Below are 20,795 nucleotides of genomic sequence, written 5' to 3'. Positions count from 1 at the left end.
CCTCAGGCGGCGGCTTCCGGACCGCCGAAGCGCTCCAGCCATTCGGCCACCTGCTCGTTCTCGACCTTCTTGAACAGCACCTCCTGCGCGGCGACCTTGCGGCCCGCCGGCAGGATGTCCAGCACCGCCGCGCCCTGGGCGCTCGGCCACTGAGCCGGATAGTCCTCGCCGATCGCGATCGCGATCTTCTCGCAGGCGAACGGGATGAACGGCTCCGAGACCTTGGCGAACAGGGCCACCAGGTTCAGCCCCGTGCGCACCACCACCGCGGCGCGGTCGACATCGGTCTTGATCGCCGTCCAGGGGGCCGCTTCGGTAAGATACTGGTTGCCCAGCACCCAAAGCTGCCGAAGGGCCGTCGTCGACTTGCGGAACTCGCGCGCCTCCATGAAATCGTTCAGCTCGGCGAGCTTGGCGTTCACGTCGGCGTAGAGCTTGGTCTCCAGGTCGCTCGGCTCGCCGCCGGCCGGGACCACGCCCTCGAAGCGCGCCTCGGTGAACTTCAGGATTCGATTGACGAAATTGCCCAGCACGTCAGCCAGGTCAGCGTTCACCTGCGCCTGGAACTGTTCCCAGGTGAAGGTCGAGTCCGAGGTCTCCGGCGTGTTGGCGGTGACCCACCAACGCCAGTAGTCGGCCGGCAGCAGCTCCAGCGCGTGATCCATGAACACGCCGCGCTTCTGCGAGGTCGAGAACTTGCCGCCGTAATAGTCCAGCCAATTGAAGCCCTTGAGCTGATCGACCAGCTTCCAGGGGGCGTTGTTCACGACCTTCCAGGACCCGTCCGCTTCCAGCGTCTCGTTGATCCCGATCAGCGTGCAGGGGAACCCGACCGTGTGGAACGGCACGTTGTCCTTGCCCATGAACTCCACATAGGTGACGTCGGCCGCTTCGGACCCGCGCCACCAGCGCTCCCACTCGGCGTCTTGGGCGGGGCCCTTGCCGGCCTCGGCCGCGCGGGCGTCGGCCCACTCCCAGGTCGCGGCGATGTATTCGATCGGCGCGTCGAACCAGACGTAGAACACCTTGCCGGCCAGGCCCTCGACGTCCGGCGTCTGGCCCTGCGGGTTCGCGCCCCACTCGAAGGCGTTGACCGGCACGCCCCACTCCAGGTCGCGGGTGATCCCGCGGTCCTGCAGGCCCTCGTCCAGCCACTTCAGGGCGATCGAGGTGACCAGCAGCGGCCACTCGCCCTTCTTGCCGTCGATCCAGGCCCGCAGCTTGTCCGAGAACAGGCTCTGGCGCAGGAACAGGTGCTTGGAATCGCGGATTTTGATGTCCTCGGATCCCGACACCGCCGAGCGCGGCTTGATCAGGTCGGCCGGGTCCAGCACCCGGGTGCAGTTCTCGCACTGGTCGCCGCGGGCGGCGGTGTAGCCGCAATGCGGACAGGTCCCGATCACGTAGCGGTCCGGTAGGAAGCGCTTGTCGGCGTTCGAATAGACCTGCTGGGTGACGCGCTCCTCAATGAAGCCCGCCTCCCACAGCTGCTGGGCGAAGCGCTGGGTCAGCTTGTGGTTCTGCGGCGAGGACGAGCGGCCGAAGTGGTCCCACGACAGGCCGAACTTGCGGCCCAGGTCGTGCTGAACATCGTGCTGCTGGGCGCAGAAGGTCGCCGGATCGAGGCCGGCCTCTGCCGCGGCCAGTTCGGTCGGCGTGCCGTGCTCGTCGGTGGCGCAGATGTAGAGCGTCTCGCGGCCGCGGGCGCGCTGGAAGCGCGCATAGACGTCGGCCGGCAGCATGGAGCCCGCAAGCGTCCCCAGGTGCTTGATCCCGTTGATGTAGGGCAAGGCCGAGGTGATGAGGATGCGGGACATGGCTTCTCTCGTAATGAGGAGGGAGCGCGGCTTATAGGGCGCGGGGTCGGTTCGGCAAAGCGCTAGAGCGGCCCCTTGAAGATGAAGAGGGCGCCCGCGGCGATCAGCGCGAAGCCGACCATATGGTTCAGCGTGAACCGTTCGCCCAGATAGGTGATCGAGAACACCGCGAACACGGCCAGGGTGATCACTTCCTGCATCGTCTTGAGCTCGGCCGGTGAATAGAACTCGCGCCCGATCCGATTGGCCGGCACGGCCAGGCAGTATTCGAAGAATGCGATCCCCCAGCTAACCAGCACCAGCAGCCAGATCGGCCGGTGCTCGACCTTCAAGTGCCCGTACCAGGCGAAGGTCATGAAGATGTTGGAGGCGACGAGCAGCAGGACCGGGGCGATCATCGCCATCGAGGTAGGCATCGGAAGCGCTCCTTGCGCATTAGCACTTAAAATCTGTCGGCTTGGCCCTATAAGCTGCCCTTCGGGCAAGTTGGAGAGTGGGCATGTGGACTAAGGCGCTGGGCACGGCTGCTGTCCTGGCTATGAGCATGACCCTGGTCGCCTGCGGCCAAGGCGGCGGGGCCAAGGAAGAGACTCTGAAGATCTACAACTGGTCGGACTATATCGACCCCCAGATCCTGGCCGATTTCACCAAGGAAACCGGGATCAAGGTCCAGTACGACACCTTCGATTCCAACGAAATCCTCGAGACCAAGGTCCTGCAGGGCAACACCGGCTACGACATCGTCGCGCCCTCGAACCACAACGTCCCGCGCTACATCATCGCCGGCGCGATCGCCCCGCTCGACAAGTCCAAGCTGCCGAACAACAAGAACCTGTGGCCTGACATCATGAGCCACATGGAGCCCTTCGATCCGGGCCAGAAGTACACCGTGCCCTACATGTGGGGCACCATCGGCATCGGCTACAACGTCAAGGAAGTGGCCAAGCGCCTGCCGGGCGTGAACATCGACAGCTGGTCGGTGGTGTTCGATCCGGCCAACCTCGCCAAGCTCAAGGACTGCGGCGTCTATTATCTCGACGCCTCCGAGGACATGTACGCCGTCGCCCTGAACTATCTGGGCAAGGATCCCAATTCCAAGAACGTCGCCGACTACCAGGCCGCGACCGACATGATGGTCAAGGCCCGGCCGTTCATCCGCAAGTTCCACTCGTCGGAGTACGTCGAGGGCCTGGCCAACGGCGACATCTGCGTGGCCGTCGGCTACTCCGGCGACATCCTGCAGGCCAAGACCCGTGCGGCGGAGGCCAAGAACGGCGTCGAGATCGCCTATGTCATCCCCAAGGAAGGCAGCCAGGTCTGGTTCGATGTTTTCGCGATCCCCGCCGACGCGCCCAATCCGGACGCCGCCTACAAGTTCCTCGACTACATGCTGCGGCCCGAGGTCATCGCCAAGGCGTCGAACTACACCCAGTACGCCAACGCCAACCAGCCGGCGACGCCGTTGGTCGACGCCTCGGTGCGGGACGATCCCAACGTCTATCCGACGCCCGAGCTCTTCAAGCGCCTCTTCGTGACCACCACCAAGGACCAGGCACTGCTGCGCGAGGTCACGCGCATGTGGACCCGCGTGCAGACCGGCCAGTAGGAAGCGGCAGATGACCGAACGCAGCCGCCCGCGCCTGAACATCGGCGCGGTCCGTTCGACCTTCGCGCCGTGGACCGATCCCACGGCCGAGCCGCTGGTGCGTTTCGAGAAGGTGGTGAAGCGGTTCGACGGCGAGACGGCCGTCAACGGCGTCTCGCTCGACATCTACCCAGGCGAGTTCTTCGCTCTGCTTGGGCCGTCAGGCTGCGGCAAGACCACGCTCATGCGCCTGCTGGCCGGCTTCGAGACCCCGGACGAGGGCCGCGTCCTGCTGGCCGGCGAGGACCTGGCCGGCAAGCGCCCGCACGAGCGGCCGGTCAACATGATGTTCCAGTCCTACGCTCTGTTTCCCCACCTCAGCGTGGAGAAGAACATCGCGTTCGGGCTCAAGCAGCAGGGCATGGCCAAGGACGAGATCTCCGCCCGCGTGACGGAGATGCTGTCGCTCGTCCGCCTTGACGGACTGGCCAGGCGCAAGCCGCACCAGCTGTCCGGCGGCCAGCGCCAGCGCGTCGCCCTCGCCCGCGCCATCGCCCCCCGTCCGAAGATGCTGCTGCTCGACGAGCCGCTGGCGGCGCTCGACAAGAAGCTGCGCGAGGAAACCCAGTGGGAGCTCATGGCCCTGCAGCAACAGCTGGGCATGACCTTCCTGATCGTCACCCACGACCAGGAAGAAGCCATGGTCACCGCCGACCGCATCGCGGTCATGCGCGCCGGACAGATCGTGCAGATGGGCCGCCCGGCCGAGATCTATGAGGCGCCCAACTCGCGCTACGTGGCCGACTTCATCGGCGACGTGAACATCTTCGAGGGCGTCGCCGAGCACGCTGACGGACTGACCGTCCGCATGGCCAGCGCCGACTCCCCACAAGGCTTCGACATCATCGAGGACGACCGCATCGACGTCGGCGCGACCGCCTGGCTGGCGGTGCGGCCTGAGAAGATCCAGGTCCACCTGGACGAACCCCCGCCCGGTCCCAACCGTATGGGCGGCAAGGTCGCCGACATCGGCTACCTGGGCGACTGGACCACCTATCTGGTCGAGCTGGAGAGCGGCCGCACGATCCGCGCGGCCCGCGCCAACGCCACCCGCTTCGTCGACCGCCCGGTCGACTGGGACGATCAGGTCTGGCTGACCTTCGCCCGCGACGCGGGCGTGGTGCTGACCCAGTGAAGGCGCGCCACGACCGCACCAGCCTTGCGGCCCTCGCGCCGTTCCTCTGGCTCGGCCTGTTCTTTCTGTTCCCGTTCCTGCTGGTGGCGAAGCTGTCGCTGTCGGAGACGGCTTTGGCCATGCCGCCCTACGCCCCGCGCCTGGACTGGTCCCAGGGTCTGGCGGGGCTGAAGACCTTCCTGGCTGGGCTGGACCTCGAGACCTACGCCCGCCTGCCGACCGACCGGCTCTATGTCGTCGCCTATCTTTCCAGCCTGAAGTTCGCAGGCGTCGCCACTTTCATCCTGCTCTTGCTGGGCTACCCGTTCGCCTACGCGATGGCCCGCTGCTCGCCTTCGGTGCGCAAGGCGCTGCTGATGGCGGTGATCCTGCCGTTCTGGACCAGCTTCCTGATCCGGGTCTACGCGCTGATCGGCATCCTCAAGCCCGAGGGTCTGCTGAACGTGGCCCTGCGCGCCGTGGGCCTTGGCCCGGTCTCGCTGCTCAACACCGACACCGCCATCTACATCGGCCTCGTCTACGCCTACCTGCCGTTCATGGTCCTGCCGCTCTACGCGGTGCTCGAGCGCCAGCAGCACGACCTGCTGGAGGCGGCTGCCGACCTCGGCTGCACGCCGATCGAGGCGTTCTGGCGGGTGACCTTCCCGCTCTCCCTGCCCGGCGTCGCCGCGGGCTCCCTGCTCTGCTTCATTCCGATGGTCGGCGAGTTCGTGATCCCCGACCTGCTCGGCGGCTCCTCGACCCTGATGCTGGGCAAGACCATCTGGACCGAGTTCTTCGCCAACCGCGACTGGCCGGCAGCGTCGGCCGTGGCGATCGTGCTGCTGTTCACCCTGGTGATCCCGATCGTCTACTACCAGCGCCAGCAGGCCAAGCTGACGGAGTTCGGGCGATGAAGCGCGGCCTCACCGGCTTCAATATCGCCGCCCTGGTCGTCGGCTTCGGGTTCCTCTACCTGCCGATCGTCCTGCTCGTCGTCTACTCGTTCAACGCCAGCCGGCTGGTCACGGTCTGGGGCGGGTTCTCGACTCGCTGGTACGCCTCGCTGTTCCGCAACGAACAACTGCTGGACGCGATCTGGGTCACCTTCAGGGTCGGACTGATCTCGGCGACCATCGCCACCATCCTCGGCACGCTGGCGGCCATCGCCCTGGTCCGCGCCAGACATTTCCGCGGACGCACGCTCTTCTCGGGCATGGTGTTCGCGCCGCTGGTCATGCCCGAGGTGATCCTCGGCCTGTCGCTGCTGCTGCTGTTCGTCTCGCTCGGTCTGCCGCGCGGCTTCTGGACCGTGACCGTCAGCCACGCGACCATCACCATGTGCTACGCCTGCGTGGTCATCCAGGCGCGGCTCGCCGCCTTCGACCAGCAACTCGAAGAAGCCGCCCAGGATCTCGGCTGCCCGCCGATCAAGTCGTTCTTCCTGGTCACCCTGCCCAACATCGCGCCGGCCGTCGCGGCCGCCTGGATGCTGGCCTTCACCCTGTCGCTCGACGACCTGGTGATCGCCAGCTTCACCTCGGGGCCGGGCGCGACCACCCTGCCGATGCGGATCTACAGCCAGGTGCGACTGGGGGTGAGCCCGGAGATCAACGCCGTCTCGACCCTGCTGATCGGCCTGGTCGCCACCGGCGTCATCGCCGCCTACCTCTTCCAGCTGCGCCGCAAGACCGACGACTAGTCGGCCGCGTTCAGCCGCTCCGCCCTCGCCGAGAGATAGGCATAGAGCGCCGCGACCTCGGCCTGCGTGAACGCCTTGAAGTCCGACCGGGCGACCAGGGTCATGATCCCCAGATTGCGCCCGCCCGGCGGCGCCCCGGTCCGCATCAGGGTTTCGAACGCCTGGGCGTCATAGGCGCCGACCACCCGCAAGTCCGGACCGCCTTCCCGCTCGTCGCCGCCCAGGTCCGAGCCATGGCACTCCGAGCAGACAGTGCGGGCGATGTGCCGCCCCCTCGCCAGCCCCGGTCCCAGGTCCAGGGCCGGCCGCGTATGCGCCCGCGCCACTCGCCGCGGCTCGTCGAGCGCTCCGTTGAGCACCGCCCAGCGCGCGCGCAGTCCGGCGCTCTCGGGCGGTGTCGGCGCGCCGGCCGGCGGGTGCGAGCGTATGAACGTCAGCACCGTCGACAGCTCCTCCGACGTCAGGTGCATCAGGGTCTGGGCCGGCATGCCCCAAAGCGCACGCCCGTCGCTTGGCCGCACGCCCTGCCGGATGGCCTGGGCCAGTTGCTCGTCGCTGTAGCGCGCCGCCGCCAGGGTCAGGTTCGGGGCGTAGTTGCGCACCAGCCGGGGGTTGGGGTTGTAGACCTTCCCTTGCAGGTCGGCCCCGTGGCAGCTGGTGCAGCCATAGAGCTTGCTGAGCCGCCGGCCCTCCTCGACCGCATGCGCCGGCGCGGCCTGAGCGACCTCAGGCGCGAGCCGATAGGTGCGGGTGATCAGCAGCTCGCTCCAGATCCACAGCGCAACGACGAGCAGCGTCGTCGCCGCGACCGCGCCCAGGGCGATGGAGACCAGAGCCCGCCCCACCCGCAGGCTCTAGAGCGGCGCGACGCGGTCGAACCAGGGCCGCGTCTGCTCCAACTGGCCGGCCAGCCGGAACAACAGCGCCTCCTCGCCCATGCGCCCGACGAACTGGATGCCGATCGGCAGACCGCCCTGGCTCCAGGCCAGCGGCACGGTCATCGCCGGCTGGCCGGTGTTGTTGAACGCCTGGGTGTTGGGCATGAACTTGAACAGCCGCTTGGTGTACTCGCGCGGGTCCTCGGTCAGATGGCCGACCGGAATCGCCGGGCTGCCCAGCGTCGACAGCAGCAGCACATCGTATTGCTGGAACAGCCCCGCCATCGCCCGGCCGTAGGCGTGGATCGCGGCCAGGCCCCGGACATAGGCCGAGCCCGATATCTGCTTGCCGCGCTGGTACATCAGCCAGGTCAGCATCTCGACGTCGCTGTCGGTCACCGGCCGACCGCGGCGCTCGCCCTCGGCGTCGAGGGTCGCGGCGATGCTGGCGGCGATCACGTCGCCGGCGCCCTGCTGCATGGCGGCTAGGTCGCCGGGCACGCGCACCTCCTCGACCATGTGGCCCAGCCCCTCACACAGCTTGGCGGCGTCCAGCACCGCGGCCGCGCACTCCGGGTCCAGGCCGTCGGAGGCCAGCGCCGCGGTGGTGAAGCCGATGGCCAGCTTGCCGGGATCGCGGCGCACTTCTTCGGCGTACGGCCGCTCGGGCGGCGCCAGGAAGTAGGGATCGCCCGGCTGCGGCTGGCACACCGCGTCCAGCAAGGCGGCGCTGTCACGCACCGAGCGCGTCACCGCATGCTGGATCGAGGCGCCGCCCCATCCCTCGCCCATCGGCGCGAACGACACCCGCCCGCGCGAGGGCTTCATGCCGAACAGGCCGCAGGCCGAGGCCGGGGTACGGATGGATCCGCCGCCGTCGCTGGCGTGCGCCGCCGGCACGATGCCCGCGGCCACCGCGGCCGCCGCGCCGCCTGACGAGCCGCCCGGCGTGCGGCCGGTGTCCCAGGGATTGCGACAGACGCCCAGCAGCGCCGGCTCGGTCACCGGCATCAGGCCGAACTCAGGCGTGTTGGTCTTGCCGAACAACACCAGGCCAGCGTCCTTGTAGGCGGTGGTGATGGCGCTGTCGGCGGCCGCGGTCGCATCGCGGAACACGGCCGACCCGGCGGTCGTCGGCGAGCCCGCGAGCTGCGCGCCCAGATCCTTGAGCAGGAACGGCACGCCGGCCATCGGCCCGCCCCAGATGTCGCGCTTGACGTCCTGACGGCCCCATTCCGTCAGGTCCATGGTCACGGCGTTGATCTTCGGATTGACCGCCGCCATCCGCGCCACCGCCGTCTCCAGCAGTTCCGAGGGGCTGACCTCGCCCGTCGACACCAGCCCGGCTAGGCCCACAGCGTCGTGCTTGCGGTACTCATCGAAGTTCATGGCGCGCTCCCTGCTTTGACGGCAGATGACCATGGGCGCGCGCCCATTCCAACCTCAGGTGAAGGACGGATCGTCCTAGTGGCGCATGCCGACGTGCTCGATGACGGCGCCGCGCATCGAATGGGTCTGCTGGATCGGCAGGCCTGTCGTCTCGAACTGGGTCTTCAGCTGCGTCTTGCGCGCCATCAACCGCTCGCCGAGCTCGTCCATGTCCAGACCCGCCTGCCGCGCCTGGGCGAACATGCCCTCCGAGCGCATTTCCTCCTCGTGGACGTGGTGGCGGATCTCTTCGGACAGCACCTTGACCTTGGCGTCGTAGAACGCCTCGTTCGGCGCGGCGTCCGACAGTTCGGCGATCATCAACTTGGCGCCGTCGTGCTCGACATAGGCCTCGTCCAGCGTGCTGTCCTCGATCTTGCCGCGGCAGGCCGGATAGAAAATCTCCTCCTCGATCATCGTGTGGACCGTCAGGTCGACGCAAATCTGGTGGACGATGGCGGCTTTTCGCGTTGCACCGCGCGCCTTCTTGAAGTCCTCGAACAAGGCCTCGACCGCGCGGTGGTCAGCCTTGAGCAGAGCGATGGCGTCGGGGGCGGCCATGAGGTCTCTCCTGGGCTCGTTTCCAGGATCAACCCGCGCTCGCCCTCGCTGTTCCGTCAGTCCTCGGCGATCTCGCTGTGCTTCTGGGTGTCGCGCATCCGCAGGTATGTGATGAGCGAGACGCCAATCATGCCGGTGACGTACCAGTAGAAGCCGCTTTCCATGCCCTGCGCCTTGAACCAGAGGGCCACGTACTCGGCCGTGCCGCCGAAGATGGTGTTGGCCAGCGCATAGGGCAGCGCAACGCCCAGCGCCCGGATGTGGGCCGGGAACAGCTCGGCCTTTACCACCGCGTTGATCGAGGTGTAGCCGGTGACGATGATCAACGCGCCCAGCACGATGGCGAAGGCCACCACCGGGTCGCTGGTCTTCGAGAGCGTCGTGAAGATCAGGTAGGTGAAGGCCACGCCCAGTACGCCGAACGCGATCATCAGCGGCTTTCGCCCGATCTTGTCCGACAGCGCCCCGGCCGCCGGCTGGATCAGCATGTAGACAAACAGCGCCGCGGCGCTGATCGCCGTCGCCGTCTCGCGGCTGAAGCCCGAGGTGTTGACGAGGAATTTCTGCATGTACGTCGAGTAGGCGTAGAAGGCGAGTGTGCCGCCCGCCGTCAGCGCGATGACCGTCAGGGCCTGGCGCGGATAGTACTTGAAGAGCGCAAAGCCGCTCGACTTCGGCGCGTCGCTCGCCTGGGCGTTCTTGAACGACTCGGTCTCCGCCAAGCCGCGACGCAGATAGAACACGACCACCGCCAGCGCCCCGCCGATCACGAACGGGATCCGCCAGCCCCACGCCTCGAGGTCCGGCTCCGGCAGGATCGCCTGCAACAGCAGCAGCACCAGCAAGGCCAGAAGTTGGCCCGAGATCAGCGTCACGTACTGGAAGGACGAGAAGAAGCCGCGCCGCTTCTTTCCGGCCATCTCGCTGAGATAGGTGGCGCTGGCGCCGTACTCGCCGCCGACGCTCAAGCCCTGCATCAGCCGCGCGAGCACCAGCAGCGCCGGCGCGATCCAGCCGATCTGATTGTAGCCCGGCGTCACCGCGATCAGCAGCGAGCCGGCGCACATCAGAGACACCGACAACGTCAGGCCGGCCTTACGCCCTTTGCGGTCGGAATAGATGCCCATGATCCAGGCCCCGATCGGCCGCATCAGGAAGCCGACCGCGAACACCGCCGCGGCGTTCAGCAGCTGGGCGGTGCGGTCGCCGGCCGGGAAGAAGATCGGAGCGAAGTAGAGGGTGAAGGCGGAATAGACGTACCAGTCGTACCACTCGACCAGGTTGCCCGTGGACCCGCCGATGATCGACTTCAATCGATGCCGGCGGTCGGCGGCTGCGCTGTCGGCCATATCGCCCCTCCCCCTGGGGAAACAGAAACAAGCGGCCGGCGCTCTTGCGGCGCCGGCCGGTCACGTCCGGAGACTACTTCCGGTCGCGTGTTTCTTCCTAGGCCCGGTTTGCGCGCTCTAGTGCGAGCTGGACAGTTTCATCATCACCAGGCCGCCGACGATCATCACCGCGGCGAGGATGCGCATGATGCTGATCTGCTCACCCAACACGGCGATGCCGACCAGGAACGCCCCGACCGCGCCGATGCCGGTCCAGACCGTGTAGGCCGTGCCCAGCGGCAAGGTCCGCATGGCCACCGACAGCAAGCCGAAGCTGGCGATCATGGTCCCGATGGTGATGACGCTTGGCAGCAGGCGGGTGAAGCCGTGCGACTGCTTCATGGAGAACGCCCAGACGACTTCGAGCAGTCCGGCGATGAAGAGAAGAATCCAGGCCATTGCGGCCCTCCTTTCGAAGAGCCGGGCCGTCCCGGACTTTGATGCCCATCATTCAGGGGGAGGTCGTTCCTCGCGGCCCCTAGCTAGGTTTGGCGCCGCTCCGGGTCAAGTTCGGCGTCGCGAGGCGATGGTGCCGGCTACAGGATTCGAACCCGTGACCTTCGGTTTACAAAACCGCTGCTCTACCAACTGAGCTAAGCCGGCAACGGCCCGCTTATGGGGAAATTCAAGGGATCGCGCAACATCGCGCCGCCGACGAACCTGGGAACAAAGCGGAAAAGTTCGGGGCACTTCGGACTAGCAGTCCCGGAATACTCCCGAAGTATGTTCCACATTCGTTCTGGACCCGGCGGCATCGGCCGCGCTAGCTTTGGCGCCATGAAAAAAGGCGAGCCCTACAGTCCGCGTCTGGTCCGCATCGAGGGCGATATCGCCTATGTGCCACTTACCAAGGGCTACGAAGCCATCATAGATGCGTCGGACGCATCCCTTGTTTCGGACCGAAGTTGGTACGCCCAAGAGAGTCGAACAGGCGTCTATGCCGCTCGGTCGCAGACCATTGAAGGCCGCCAGAAATGCGTCCTCATGCATCGAGTGCTGCTGGCCGCTCCTGACGAAATGGAGGTCGATCACTGTGATGGCGATGGTCTCAACAATCGGCGCGCCAATCTCAGGCTTGCGACCCGGCTGCAGAACCAAGGCAACAGGCCGGCGAACCGGAGCAACCGCCTCGGCGTGAAGGGGGTCCGCGCTCACCAGGGGCGGTACATGGCTGAGATCACTGTTTCCGGCCGATCCACGTTCCTCGGGTCGTTCGACACTATCGAGGAGGCTAGCGCGGCGTACGCTCAGGCCGCCAACACCCGCTTTGGTGAGTTTGCAAGGTCATGAAGCTGAAGAACGTCACCCCCGCCCAACTGCCAGCCTTCCTGCGTGAGCCCGTACGCCTAGAGGGCGTCGTCGGACCTGATGGTAAGGTCGCCATGCTGAAGCGCGAGCCGAAGCGGTCCTGATGGGCCTGCCGCCGCGCTGATGTCTGTCCCCCTCGCCCACTATCGCCAGTTCGAACGATGCCGCGGCGTCCGGCTGACGTGCCTCGGGTGCATGGGCGCGCGCGATGTCCCGCTGGAGGTCGTCATCGCCCGGCTGGAAGCCCGCGGCGTCGGCGGCGCCCAGACCGGCATCAAGGACGTGGCGAAGTTCGTTCGCGAGCCCTGCGACCAGTGCGGCCGCACGACCTTCGACACGAGCCCGGCGTTTTAGAATGTCGAAGTACGAAACCCTCACCACGGCAATGCGCTACCAGGACCGACTGAAGATCGCCTGCGAGTGCGGCCACCAGGCGGACTTCAGCCAGGCCGACGCGATCAAGGTCTTCGGTCCTGACGCCACGCCGTTCGACATCCGTCGGCGCCTACGCTGCAGCCGATGCCATGAGGTCGGCAAGGTGACGGTGACGATCTAACCGGCTCGCGAATCGAAGAGCGTCGCGGCTATCACCTCGAACCATGAAGCAGCACACCGGCGACGAAATTCGCTCAATCATGACGGACATGCCGGCCGAGGTCGTCGAGGGCCTGCAGGCGGTCCACGCCGAGCATCAGATCACCGAATTTGAGGCCCGCTGGTGGGGCTATCTGATCTTCGCGAACACCGGCGCCTATGAGGGCACCTCGTACTCGATCGAGGTCAGCAACGGCGGCCAATACACACTGAACTTCCTCAGCTACGTGCTGGAAGCGCGCGAGGGCGACAAGCGCCATGGGCTAGTCCGAAAGCCGTGGCCTGAAAGCGGTTTCGACCGGGTCTAGGCCGGCTCCATCCCCGCCTCGTCCTTCTTCACGCCCCGCGCTACGATCTGCAGCGAGCCGCCAGGCAAGGGCCGCTGAAGCGCCTTAGCCTCGCTCCACGGCGCCCGCATCCAGGCGTCCCTCTCCTCTTCCGTCGCGAGGATCACGGGCATGGCCTTCGAGTGATAGGTCTTCACCGGCTCGGCCGATTCCGTCGTCAGGAACGCGAACGCCTCGATCTCCTCCCAGCCCTTCGACTTCATGCGGACGCAGGCGTGCGGGGTCCAAATGCCGGCGAAGAAGGCGAGCGGCCGATCCTCCCCAAACGCGAACCAGATGTTCTGGCGCGTGCGTTCGTGGTCCTGATCGGGCTCGGCGAACGACGTGAACGGGACTAGGCACCGGTTGGCCGGGCCCAGCCACGGCTCCCAGTGCTTGTTGGTCCGGCCGGTCTTCGGGCTGGTCGTGTTCCGGACGTTGGTCGTGCCCTTGTCCGGCTCCATCTTCAGCAGCTCGGCGAAGGCGGCTTCGTCGACCACCTTGCCCTTTTTCCGGAGCGCGTCGGCCCGCTTGCTGGCGTCCTCGAAGATCGCCTGCTTCGAACTGGGCATGCCCCATCGGGTCATGGCCATCTCAAGCCCGCCCTCCGGCGCGTGGCGGATGATCGGCGCCTCATGGTCGGGATAGATCCCCGGCAGCGGCGGCATGTTGCCCGTCCGGTCGTTCATGTGCCGAACCATGGCGTTGATCGCCGCCTGGCCCTTGGTCTGGCTGTAGAGGTTACACATCGGCCGCGCTCCCCAGCACCAAGCCCTCACTGCCGCCGCTGAAGCGCCGCAGGCCATCGCCGAGCAGCGAAAGAGCCTGAAGGCGAACCTCTGTCTCATCTTCGCTGATAGGAGAGTTCAGGCCGTCGCTAATCGAGCGCATCGCGTCCTGGACGTTCTCAGGGTCGATCCAGGCCACCAGTTCCAGGAGGGCCAACTCCACCGCGGCCAAGCGCTTTTCCGTTTCAGTCATGCGGCAAAGGTGACGGCGCCGATCGCCGGCCGTCAATTGCCCCACTCTGCCGCCCTTTGGCAGGCCAGCGACTTCCCGGATTAGATGGCGAAAGCCCGACAGACCGAAGTCCGACGGGGTGCTTTCGCGGAAGGTTGATGCTGCGGGCCTCGCGCTACTGAGGCTGTGCGACTTCGACGGCTTGAGCGCTCGTGGGTAGAGCGCTTGATGGCCGTCAGGCCAGCTGTGGGGGGTGCCTATCGAACTACCTTTTGCGTGTCTCCAGCAGGCCCAAGGCGAACCCTGGGCGGGTGCAGCTTTCCACGCCGCCGCAGCGCGTTCTTTCTACGCAGAAGGTACACAATCTCAACCCCGCTTCGCCGCTTGCACTGCCTTATCCGTCAGGAAGTAGTGGGAGGCGCTTTCGCAATTGGGCTCGTCAGCAACCTCCCCTGCTGCGGCCGGGCGAAGATAGTCTTCCTGGCACATCCTTTGCGCCCACTCCGACAACGCCGCCGCTTCGCCGTCGCTCACTCGGCCCGTAAACGCATGCACTTGAAGCCGGCCGCCGGAGTCAGCGATCGCGGCCAATAGATGCAGATCCGACGGCGAAAGGCGTTTCACTTCAAGATAATGCGCATCCGGCGCTATGGAGCCGTAAGGGCGCTACTTTTCCCTAACGACCTCTTCGGGAGCTTTGTCCTCGCGCAGGCCTTTGAACGACGCCTGTCGCAGCTTACCGCTATCGGTCCATTCGGCGATCTCCGCGGCCGCCACGAGCTCGGGCCGGACCCAATGGATCTCCGACGTCTTGCGCGGCGCGCCGGCCGCAAAGGGCGAGGCTTCCGTCTCCAGGGCGCGGAGACGCTTCAGCATGCCCGTGTCGGCGCTGAAGCCGGTCTTGATGCTTCCGGCGTAGGTCAGCCGGCCACGGTCGTAGACGCCGACCAGCAGGCCCTTAAAGGCCCGTCCCGGCTCCTGCTTCCAGCCGCCGATGACGACCTCTTGGGAGGGCCGGCACTTGGCCTTGACCCAGGTGTCGGAGCGTCCGGCGCCATAGGGAGCGTCGAGGCGCTTCGAGACGATCCCCTCCAGCCCCATCTTGCAGGCTGAGGCCAGGATCGCGGGCCCGCCCGTGGGCAGGCTGCTGACCTCGCGTAGCCGCGTGCTTTCCGAGACGCCCAGCACCTCCTCGAGCACGTAGCGCCGGGTGCTGAGCGGATAGGACCGCATGTCCTCGCCCCGGCCCCAGATGATGTCGAAGAGGAAGACGACGAGCGACTTCGTCCGGCCGGGCGAGATCGAGGCGCGCAGCTTGGAGAAGTTCGGCCGCCCCTCCCCGTCCAGGGCGCAAAGTTCGCCGTCGAGGATGCAGTCGGGCAACTCGCCGAGGTCAGCCGCCAGCTCCGGAAATTTGGCGGTCCAGTCGTGGCCGTTGCGGGTGAAGATCGTCGGCGTCCCGCCGTGCACGTGCAGCTGGACGCGGTAGCCGTCGAACTTGATCTCGTGCGACCACTTCTCGCCGGCGGGCGGCGTCGCGACGAGCTTGGGATGCTGAAAGGGCAGGAAGACGCGCGGCATGGTCGGCGCCACGTACTGCTGACTTCGTCCCTTGCCCTCGCGCGCCATGGGAACCTCCTGGGGTCGCCGGGAGTCGAGTCATCCAGGAGGCCAGCGGTTCCATGACCAAGCCCAGCGACTTTCACTACATCGGCCGGGAGGACGGCGAGCCGATCGACGAGGCCCGGCACTTCTACCGCTGCCAGACCTGCGGCCAGGCGGTCGACAAGCGCGACCTAGGTCAGGTCTTTCACCATGAAGCGCGCGATCACTTCCCGCTTCCTGGCATGGGGCCGGCACCGCCCGGCGTGGGCGGGTCGACGCACTGACGGAACGCCCTGCCCCCGCTGCCCTGCGGGCCGCTCGGGCCCGGAAGGGGAGCTGTTGTCCGTTATTCGTCCCGATCGCCCGCCAATAGCCGAAGAATTTTGACGGCTCGCCGCTGCTCCGCCGCGCTCATCTGCTCCATCAACGTGGCTGCCTCGGCAACCTCCCGCGACCAGATCGGGGGGGCGGTTAGGCCGTCGACTGGCTCCCAGGGGAGCAATGTGAGCGGACTAACCTCCAACTTTCGGGCGAGGTGGCACAGCATTGACGCGCTGATACGGTTGGCGGCTCGCTCATATTTTTGAATTTGCTGGAAGGTCACCCCACCCGCTTTGGCGAGGTCTGCCTGCGATACGCCCTTGCGCAACCGCAGCGAACGCAGGCGTCGGCCGACCTCAACGTCAATTTCGTCCGGTGCATAACTGGTCATACTGGGACCCGCTTAGGACTGCTGTCAGCGAAAGTCGAGGCCGGCTGCGTTTCGTTCCCCAGCGATCAAGCAAGACCGACCGCCACGCCGGGCAAATGCTCTCATCCCTTGCTCCGGCCGACGCCGCCGACGAACTAGAAGGGCGCCCGGAGCCTCAGGGTCCTGGATAAAGCAGCCGGGCTAGGAGGGCGTGACCGCGCGACCTCACCCCCCATGGCCTAGGATCATCGGAAGTGAGCACCGGCGGTGCAATTCCGCAGAAATACGGTGCGGATGCGTTGCCCATTCCGATTTGGGGCGGAAGTTCTTTCGTTCAAGTATTGTCTCGCAGCCGGTTATGCCCAGAGTTCGGGACCCTCAGATGGAGGGCCCAACATTTGTCCACAAACGCAACGCCGCTCGCACAGGCTTTCTTTCACGGCACCAAAGCCGACCTGGCAGTCGGCCAGACTCTCGAACCTGGATATCGGTCCAACTTCGACGGGCAGCTTTCGACCCATGTGTACATGACTGCGACCTTAGACGCGGCCGTCTGGGGCGCTGAACTCGCAGCGGGCGATGGCCCTGGGCGCATCTACGTAGTCGAGCCGACCGGCCCGGTTGAAGATGATCCAGACCTCACCAACCAGCGCTTCGCCGGAAACCCGTCGATGTCCTTCCGCTCGCGATCTCCACTACGGATCATCCTGGCGGAGGTAGTTGGCTGGACTGGGCACTCCCCAGACCAGCTCGCCTCGATGAAACGGCGCGTAGAAGTTGTCGTCGCCGCAAACGGCGAACGCCCCTGACACGCAAAAGGCCCGCCCCCGTTAAGGGAGCGGGCCAGTCAGGTGTCTAGCGCCGATGGTTGCACCGCAGACCGAAGCACGCCCACATTGCCGCACATTGGGGCGGCAACTTTAGTGGTGGAACTCATAGGATGCGCAGGGATCTAGACGAAATCAGAGAGGGTCTGGAGTTTTGCAAAACTAAGAACGCCGAGTTGGTATCCAAAATCCGCGAGTTCGCCGACACCAACGTACAAATCATAATCGACGGTCACCCCAGTCACTTTGCTCACGTCACGGCTCGGTTGAAGGCGGACCTTCCGAGCTCATTCGGCCGCGAGGCCGGTCTTCTAATGAACGAAACCCGCGCTCAACTTGATCATCTGGCGAATGCACTCGCGCGACGGGCAGGAGCGAATAGCGATGATGCCTCGTATCCGATCCTGTCGGGCCCGGAGAAGGTGAATGCTGAAGCTAGACGAAAGCTCCGACAATTGGCGGACGCGGACCGCGACCTCGTTCTTCATCTTCAACCGTTTTCAGAACAGCATCCGCTGGAAGCGCTGACCTACCTGCACAACGGTGACAACTTCCGGAAGCATAGAAAGCCGCTTGGTCTAAGCGTGCTTGGCTCAGTCGCGATGACGGGCTCAGGCCATATTGGAATGATGGTTAGCGGTCAGACCGAAGCGCTGACGCGAGCCGGCCAGACCACGGATGTTATGCATTGTCAGGGCGTAACCGTCCCCCTGGCTTTTGGGTACGAACTTGAGGTCTTAGAGCCAGCGGATATGCGCGGCTACTTCATCACCGGATTTATCGAGGAAGCAATCAACGCGGTCGGCGTTGTGGTGGAGCAGTTCAATTGACGACGGCTGCACGCCACATTTGCTCGAGCAGCGAGCGGACAAAGAAAAGGCCCGACTTGGAGCCGGGCCAGTAGCTAACGGTGCGGTCGGCTCTAGGCCGCCGGAGTTGGAGCTAGACGCGGCCTACGTGTCCGGCGGATGGCCGCCGCAGCCTACGAGCGCGGCCCGGAGTTCGGCTTCGGTCGTCTTGCGCTGCTCCCGCTCGATTAGCAGGCCGCGGACCAAGCCGAAGATGTCGTCATCGAGGTCCATGGTGTCTCCTTCGTAAGCTGGGGCGGGTGGAAGCTTGGGGGCGCACGCGACCGGCACGGGCACCTTCACCTGGACGGTGCGGATGCGCTCTTTCGGGGTGGCGCAGGCGGCCAGCAGCAGGGCGGCCAGGACGATGGGAACGGCCTTCATTTCCGGTCCTCCGACAGGCTGTCGATGATCAGGCTGCGGGCGCTGGCGCACATGTCCGGCCCCGGTTGGGCGCGGGCCAAGCGGTCGGCCTTGGCCTTGTAGATGGCGGCCTTGCGGCGGGCCTCGGCGATGGCGGCGTCAGCGCGGCGCGACCGCTCGCGCGCCTCGGCTTCCATTCGGTCCACCGCCGCGTTCTGCACCTCCAGCGCGTCGGTCAGGTTGTCGACCTTGACGTTGCAGGCCGCGAGATCGTCACGCAGCGGTTTGATGACCTTCTCGGCCGCCGCGCGCTCCTTCTTGGCGGCGTAGTTGGCGCCGGTGAAGTAGGCTGCTGACAGCACGCCGACGATCACGAGCAGAGCCACGGCTGCGACTACCAGCCGGGTCTGTAGGGTGGTGAGCGGGTTGGTGAACATTCAGAACCCCTGTGCAAGGCGGCGGATCGCCAGCCAGACCAGCAGCGCGAGGCCGCCGACGGTGAGCGAGGCGCCGCAGACGAGCCCGGCCAGGAACGTGATCACGTGTCCCATGGGCGGGCTCCGGTGTTGGGTGGTCAGGCGGCTTCCAGCATTTCCGGCGTCACGGTGTTCCGTGCGACCTGGCCGAACTCGGCGTGGTAGGTGATCGCACTGGCCTGGCGCTCGGAGATCCAGCCGCCGCGGGCCGCGTAGGCGTCGCGGGCGGCCAGGGTCGGGTGCTGGATCACCGTCATGCCGGAGTGCTCGCGCTCCTCGACATGGTGGCGGTGGCCAGTGTGGCAGTAGCGCTTGGTGGTTGCGCCCCAGTCCTCGGGGAACTGTGCGGCGAAGAGGAGCGGAAGCTGCTCGTTCTTCTTCATGTGGCCGTGGTGGAAGGCCAGCATCACCTTCCCGTGGCGGTGGACGTAGTACGGGATTTCGGACTGGTTGACGGTCAGCCTGGGCTCGACCTCGTAGAGCGCGGTGAACATCTGCCGCAGCCAGACCGAACTCGAAAGGTCGTGGTTCCCCTCGGCGATGACCAGATGCACCTCATCGTGGCGCATGAGGACGATGTCGATCAGCCTGCGAATAACCCGGATCGCGGCGGCGACCATGTTCGAGAACCGGCCGTCGGCGTCGAGGACGTGGCCGTGCATGGGCGTCACCGGCGTCAGGCCGTCATAGTGCAGGAAGTCGCCCTGGAGGTTGATCACGCCGACCCGGGCGCGCGGCGCGCTGGTCACGAGGTGGTCGAGCGCCGAGACCAGAAGCCGCTCGGCGATCTTCACGTCCCAGTCGGCGCCGCCCTCCTTGCGCCAGGCCAGCATTCCGAGGTGGTAGTCCGTGAAGGTGTAGAGGTTGCAGAGTGCCGCATGGGTCTCGGCCGGGCGCTCGATCGGATCGACGCGCGGGATGTCCTTCGACAGCGCCTCGATCGCCGCTACCTCGGCCAGATGCCGGGCTTCCTGGTCGAGGGTCGTCTTGACCCACTGGCCCCTCACCTCTCCGTCACGGTCGAAGTAGGTCGAGGTGCCCTTCACGACGAACGGCGCCGGAGCGGTCTTGGTCATGTGGTGCTCAGGGCTGTAGCCCTGCACCGCGGCCCGCTTCTTCATGGCGCTGACGGTCTGGTCAACCATGCTGTGTGAGAGGCCCAGGGACTTCGCGGCTCGTCGGATTGATCCGTGCTCGACCAGCGCGGCCATCGTCTCTCGCTGTCGGGCCGTGATGGCGAACGCCGCGAGCGCGGCATAGTCTGGGGTAGCTCCCATTCCGACCTCAGATGTGCTCGACCACGCCGCGTTGCGGGTGGCCTGGGATGATCATGCGGACGGGGGTTTCCCAGCCGTGACGGGTGGGCGCTGGGCCGGGCGTGGCGCAGCTCCCGAGCAGGAGCGCGATCAGCGCAAACCTGAGAGGCATAGCGCCACCTCGGCTTCCCGGCGCTTCGGCAGGCCGCTGCACCTGTTGGCAGCGATCCGGCAGTCCTTGCCGCCCGTCCAGACGTAGAGGCGAAGGGCTTCGCAGGCTCCGCGCAGGTCACCGGCGTTCGCGCGGCGGGCCATGGAGGACTTGCAGAAGGCGCTGGAGCCTATGTTGTAGGCCGACGAGATGAAGGCCGCGCGCGTGCGGTCAGGCAGCACCGGCGGCAGGCAGCGGGAAATCTCGATCCCGTGGCTCACCGCGTCGCGGGCCAGGAACTCGGTGCAGGTGTCGTCGCTGTAGTAGCGGCCGACCTCGATGCCCTTCGTGGCGCCGAAGCAACCGGTCGGGATGTTGCCCGCCAGCTTATCGGCGTAGCCCCAGTTCTCTTTACCCTCCCACGCGGCGATCGTGCCGATTGCGATGGCGGCGGCCGAGAGCGTGGCCGCGACGATGCGGGCGTTGCTCACGCCCCAGGCTCCGCACGCTTCCGCGCTCGGCGATCACGCCACTCCACAGTCCAACGCCACAGGGTGTGCAGGGTGATGACGACCGAACAGATGATGCCCGTGATCATCACCCACTGGTCGAGGGTGATCGCGCCCGCAAGCGCTAGCCCGGGACCGACCACAAGCTTTGTCCCATAAGCGCCGACTTCGTGGCTGGGCTGGTAATCGCTCATGCGGCATCGCTCCGCGAGACACGGCTGTTCATTCGGGCGCGCTCCGTCCGGGTGTTGAATTTTGGCTTTGGGGGGGGCCGGTTCGCCTAACGGGCGAGCCCGGATTGACTCTCGTTCAACCCGGCGTCTTGCTTAACCAACTCTGGGGAGAGTG

The 20,795-nt window shown here is 66.2% G+C and carries 28 protein-coding genes and 1 tRNA gene; 12 read left to right on the top strand and 17 right to left on the bottom strand.

The genetic code is table 11. The features are described from left to right. Positions 1–2: 2 nt before the first annotated feature. Both metG and ACSQ2H_RS08345 read right to left on the bottom strand, forming a co-directional pair. Complete coding sequence (gene metG / locus ACSQ2H_RS08350; RefSeq protein ID WP_436060977.1) at positions 3–1,817, bottom strand: methionine--tRNA ligase; 1,815 nt, start codon at positions 1,815–1,817, stop codon at positions 3–5. Positions 1,818–1,879: 62 nt separating this feature from the next. Continuing rightward, the gene (locus tag ACSQ2H_RS08345; protein ID WP_436060976.1) at positions 1,880–2,233 is read right to left on the bottom strand and encodes a DMT family protein; all 354 of its coding nucleotides are present in this window, start codon (positions 2,231–2,233) and stop codon (positions 1,880–1,882) included. An 83-nt stretch (positions 2,234–2,316) separates the two neighbouring features. Between ACSQ2H_RS08345 and ACSQ2H_RS08340 the strand changes: the two genes are divergently transcribed. Genes ACSQ2H_RS08340 through ACSQ2H_RS08325 form a run of 4 tightly spaced genes read left to right on the top strand, consistent with a single transcriptional unit; the run spans position 2,317 to position 6,278 of the window. Beyond that, on the top strand, positions 2,317–3,423 hold the full coding sequence (locus tag ACSQ2H_RS08340; protein ID WP_436060975.1) for a polyamine ABC transporter substrate-binding protein: 1,107 nt from the start codon (positions 2,317–2,319) through the stop codon (positions 3,421–3,423). 10 nt (positions 3,424–3,433) lie between these two features. Next, entirely contained in the window at positions 3,434–4,597 is a 1,164-nt protein-coding gene (locus ACSQ2H_RS08335) for an ABC transporter ATP-binding protein (RefSeq protein ID WP_436060974.1), read from the top strand. Next, positions 4,594–5,493 carry an ABC transporter permease gene (locus ACSQ2H_RS08330; protein ID WP_436060973.1) on the top strand — a complete coding sequence of 300 codons (900 nt, stop codon included), beginning with the start codon at positions 4,594–4,596 and terminating at the stop codon, positions 5,491–5,493. The genes ACSQ2H_RS08335 and ACSQ2H_RS08330 overlap by 4 nt, the downstream gene beginning before the upstream one ends. Further along, positions 5,490–6,278 (top strand): ABC transporter permease, encoded by a 789-nt coding sequence (locus tag ACSQ2H_RS08325; protein WP_436060972.1) that lies wholly within the window; start codon positions 5,490–5,492, stop codon positions 6,276–6,278. Before ACSQ2H_RS08330 ends, ACSQ2H_RS08325 begins: the two co-directional genes overlap by 4 nt. Here the strand turns inward: ACSQ2H_RS08325 and ACSQ2H_RS08320 are convergent. The 6 genes from ACSQ2H_RS08320 to ACSQ2H_RS08295 form a co-directional block, all read right to left on the bottom strand. Continuing rightward, positions 6,275–7,123 (bottom strand): cytochrome c, encoded by an 849-nt coding sequence (locus ACSQ2H_RS08320; protein WP_436060971.1) that lies wholly within the window; start codon positions 7,121–7,123, stop codon positions 6,275–6,277. The two genes, ACSQ2H_RS08325 and ACSQ2H_RS08320, sit on opposite strands and share 4 nt — an antisense overlap. Before the next feature lie 9 nt (positions 7,124–7,132). Beyond that, entirely contained in the window at positions 7,133–8,545 is a 1,413-nt protein-coding gene (locus ACSQ2H_RS08315; RefSeq protein ID WP_436060970.1) for an amidase, read from the bottom strand. A gap of 75 nt (positions 8,546–8,620) precedes the next feature. After that, positions 8,621–9,145 carry a hemerythrin domain-containing protein gene (locus ACSQ2H_RS08310; RefSeq protein ID WP_436060969.1) on the bottom strand — a complete coding sequence of 175 codons (525 nt, stop codon included), beginning with the start codon at positions 9,143–9,145 and terminating at the stop codon, positions 8,621–8,623. A gap of 56 nt (positions 9,146–9,201) precedes the next feature. Further along, entirely contained in the window at positions 9,202–10,494 is a 1,293-nt protein-coding gene (locus ACSQ2H_RS08305; protein ID WP_436060968.1) for an MFS transporter, read from the bottom strand. 117 nt (positions 10,495–10,611) lie between these two features. After that, positions 10,612–10,932, bottom strand: coding sequence for a quaternary ammonium compound efflux SMR transporter SugE (gene sugE / locus ACSQ2H_RS08300; RefSeq protein ID WP_436060967.1), 321 nt, complete (start codon positions 10,930–10,932; stop codon positions 10,612–10,614). 128 nt (positions 10,933–11,060) lie between these two features. Then, positions 11,061–11,136, bottom strand: a tRNA-Thr gene (locus ACSQ2H_RS08295). Between the two features lie 120 nt (positions 11,137–11,256). Between ACSQ2H_RS08295 and ACSQ2H_RS08290 the strand changes: the two genes are divergently transcribed. The 5 genes from ACSQ2H_RS08290 to ACSQ2H_RS08270 all read left to right on the top strand — a co-directional run bounded on the left by ACSQ2H_RS08290 (position 11,257) and on the right by ACSQ2H_RS08270 (position 12,743). Then, on the top strand, positions 11,257–11,823 hold the full coding sequence (locus tag ACSQ2H_RS08290) for an HNH endonuclease (protein ID WP_436060966.1): 567 nt from the start codon (positions 11,257–11,259) through the stop codon (positions 11,821–11,823). Then, complete coding sequence (locus ACSQ2H_RS08285; protein ID WP_436060965.1) at positions 11,820–11,945, top strand: hypothetical protein; 126 nt, start codon at positions 11,820–11,822, stop codon at positions 11,943–11,945. Before ACSQ2H_RS08290 ends, ACSQ2H_RS08285 begins: the two co-directional genes overlap by 4 nt. Positions 11,946–12,036: 91 nt before the next feature. After that, positions 12,037–12,195: a hypothetical protein gene (locus ACSQ2H_RS08280; protein ID WP_436060964.1), complete on the top strand. Its 159-nt coding sequence runs from the start codon at positions 12,037–12,039 to the stop codon at positions 12,193–12,195. Position 12,196: 1 nt separating this feature from the next. Further along, the gene (locus ACSQ2H_RS08275) at positions 12,197–12,397 is read left to right on the top strand and encodes a hypothetical protein (RefSeq protein ID WP_436060963.1); all 201 of its coding nucleotides are present in this window, start codon (positions 12,197–12,199) and stop codon (positions 12,395–12,397) included. Between the two features lie 43 nt (positions 12,398–12,440). Then, positions 12,441–12,743: a hypothetical protein gene (locus ACSQ2H_RS08270; RefSeq protein ID WP_436060962.1), complete on the top strand. Its 303-nt coding sequence runs from the start codon at positions 12,441–12,443 to the stop codon at positions 12,741–12,743. Here the strand turns inward: ACSQ2H_RS08270 and ACSQ2H_RS08265 are convergent. From ACSQ2H_RS08265 to ligD, 3 genes are all read right to left on the bottom strand, one after another. After that, complete coding sequence (locus ACSQ2H_RS08265; protein ID WP_436060961.1) at positions 12,740–13,510, bottom strand: SOS response-associated peptidase family protein; 771 nt, start codon at positions 13,508–13,510, stop codon at positions 12,740–12,742. The two genes, ACSQ2H_RS08270 and ACSQ2H_RS08265, sit on opposite strands and share 4 nt — an antisense overlap. Continuing rightward, the gene (locus ACSQ2H_RS08260) at positions 13,503–13,721 is read right to left on the bottom strand and encodes a hypothetical protein (RefSeq protein ID WP_436060960.1); all 219 of its coding nucleotides are present in this window, start codon (positions 13,719–13,721) and stop codon (positions 13,503–13,505) included. The genes ACSQ2H_RS08265 and ACSQ2H_RS08260 overlap by 8 nt, the downstream gene beginning before the upstream one ends. Before the next feature lie 666 nt (positions 13,722–14,387). Then, positions 14,388–15,350: a non-homologous end-joining DNA ligase gene (ligD, locus tag ACSQ2H_RS08255; protein ID WP_436060959.1), complete on the bottom strand. Its 963-nt coding sequence runs from the start codon at positions 15,348–15,350 to the stop codon at positions 14,388–14,390. Positions 15,351–15,403: 53 nt separating this feature from the next. Here ligD and ACSQ2H_RS08250 point away from each other — a divergent pair, with 53 nt between their 5' ends. Then, positions 15,404–15,610: a hypothetical protein gene (locus tag ACSQ2H_RS08250; RefSeq protein WP_436060958.1), complete on the top strand. Its 207-nt coding sequence runs from the start codon at positions 15,404–15,406 to the stop codon at positions 15,608–15,610. Between the two features lie 62 nt (positions 15,611–15,672). Here ACSQ2H_RS08250 and ACSQ2H_RS08245 read toward each other — a convergent pair whose 3' ends face one another. Then, on the bottom strand, positions 15,673–16,038 hold the full coding sequence (locus ACSQ2H_RS08245) for a helix-turn-helix domain-containing protein (protein WP_436060957.1): 366 nt from the start codon (positions 16,036–16,038) through the stop codon (positions 15,673–15,675). 377 nt (positions 16,039–16,415) lie between these two features. Here ACSQ2H_RS08245 and arr point away from each other — a divergent pair, with 377 nt between their 5' ends. Further along, positions 16,416–16,826, top strand: a complete 411-nt coding sequence (gene arr / locus ACSQ2H_RS08240) for an NAD(+)--rifampin ADP-ribosyltransferase (RefSeq protein WP_436063558.1) — start codon at positions 16,416–16,418, stop codon at positions 16,824–16,826. A 131-nt stretch (positions 16,827–16,957) separates the two neighbouring features. Beyond that, positions 16,958–17,674, top strand: a complete 717-nt coding sequence (locus ACSQ2H_RS08235) for a hypothetical protein (protein WP_436060956.1) — start codon at positions 16,958–16,960, stop codon at positions 17,672–17,674. Positions 17,675–17,797: 123 nt separating this feature from the next. On the opposite strand, the gene ACSQ2H_RS08230 is transcribed toward ACSQ2H_RS08235, so the two are convergent. The 5 genes from ACSQ2H_RS08230 to ACSQ2H_RS08210 all read right to left on the bottom strand — a co-directional run bounded on the left by ACSQ2H_RS08230 (position 17,798) and on the right by ACSQ2H_RS08210 (position 20,641). Continuing rightward, positions 17,798–18,076, bottom strand: a complete 279-nt coding sequence (locus ACSQ2H_RS08230; RefSeq protein ID WP_436060955.1) for a hypothetical protein — start codon at positions 18,074–18,076, stop codon at positions 17,798–17,800. Then, complete coding sequence (locus tag ACSQ2H_RS08225; protein WP_436060954.1) at positions 18,073–18,492, bottom strand: hypothetical protein; 420 nt, start codon at positions 18,490–18,492, stop codon at positions 18,073–18,075. Before ACSQ2H_RS08225 ends, ACSQ2H_RS08230 begins: the two co-directional genes overlap by 4 nt. A gap of 137 nt (positions 18,493–18,629) precedes the next feature. After that, positions 18,630–19,676, bottom strand: a complete 1,047-nt coding sequence (locus ACSQ2H_RS08220) for a hypothetical protein (RefSeq protein ID WP_436060953.1) — start codon at positions 19,674–19,676, stop codon at positions 18,630–18,632. 261 nt (positions 19,677–19,937) lie between these two features. Further along, on the bottom strand, positions 19,938–20,429 hold the full coding sequence (locus ACSQ2H_RS08215; RefSeq protein ID WP_436060952.1) for a glycoside hydrolase family protein: 492 nt from the start codon (positions 20,427–20,429) through the stop codon (positions 19,938–19,940). After that, complete coding sequence (locus ACSQ2H_RS08210; protein ID WP_436060951.1) at positions 20,426–20,641, bottom strand: hypothetical protein; 216 nt, start codon at positions 20,639–20,641, stop codon at positions 20,426–20,428. Before ACSQ2H_RS08210 ends, ACSQ2H_RS08215 begins: the two co-directional genes overlap by 4 nt. Positions 20,642–20,795 lie beyond the last annotated feature (154 nt).

This window comes from Phenylobacterium sp. LjRoot97 (genome assembly GCF_964254345.1).
GTDB lineage: Bacteria > Pseudomonadota > Alphaproteobacteria > Caulobacterales > Caulobacteraceae > Phenylobacterium.
The sequence above is the reverse complement of the archived record's forward strand: the minus strand, read 5'-3'. Positions and strand labels throughout refer to the sequence as shown.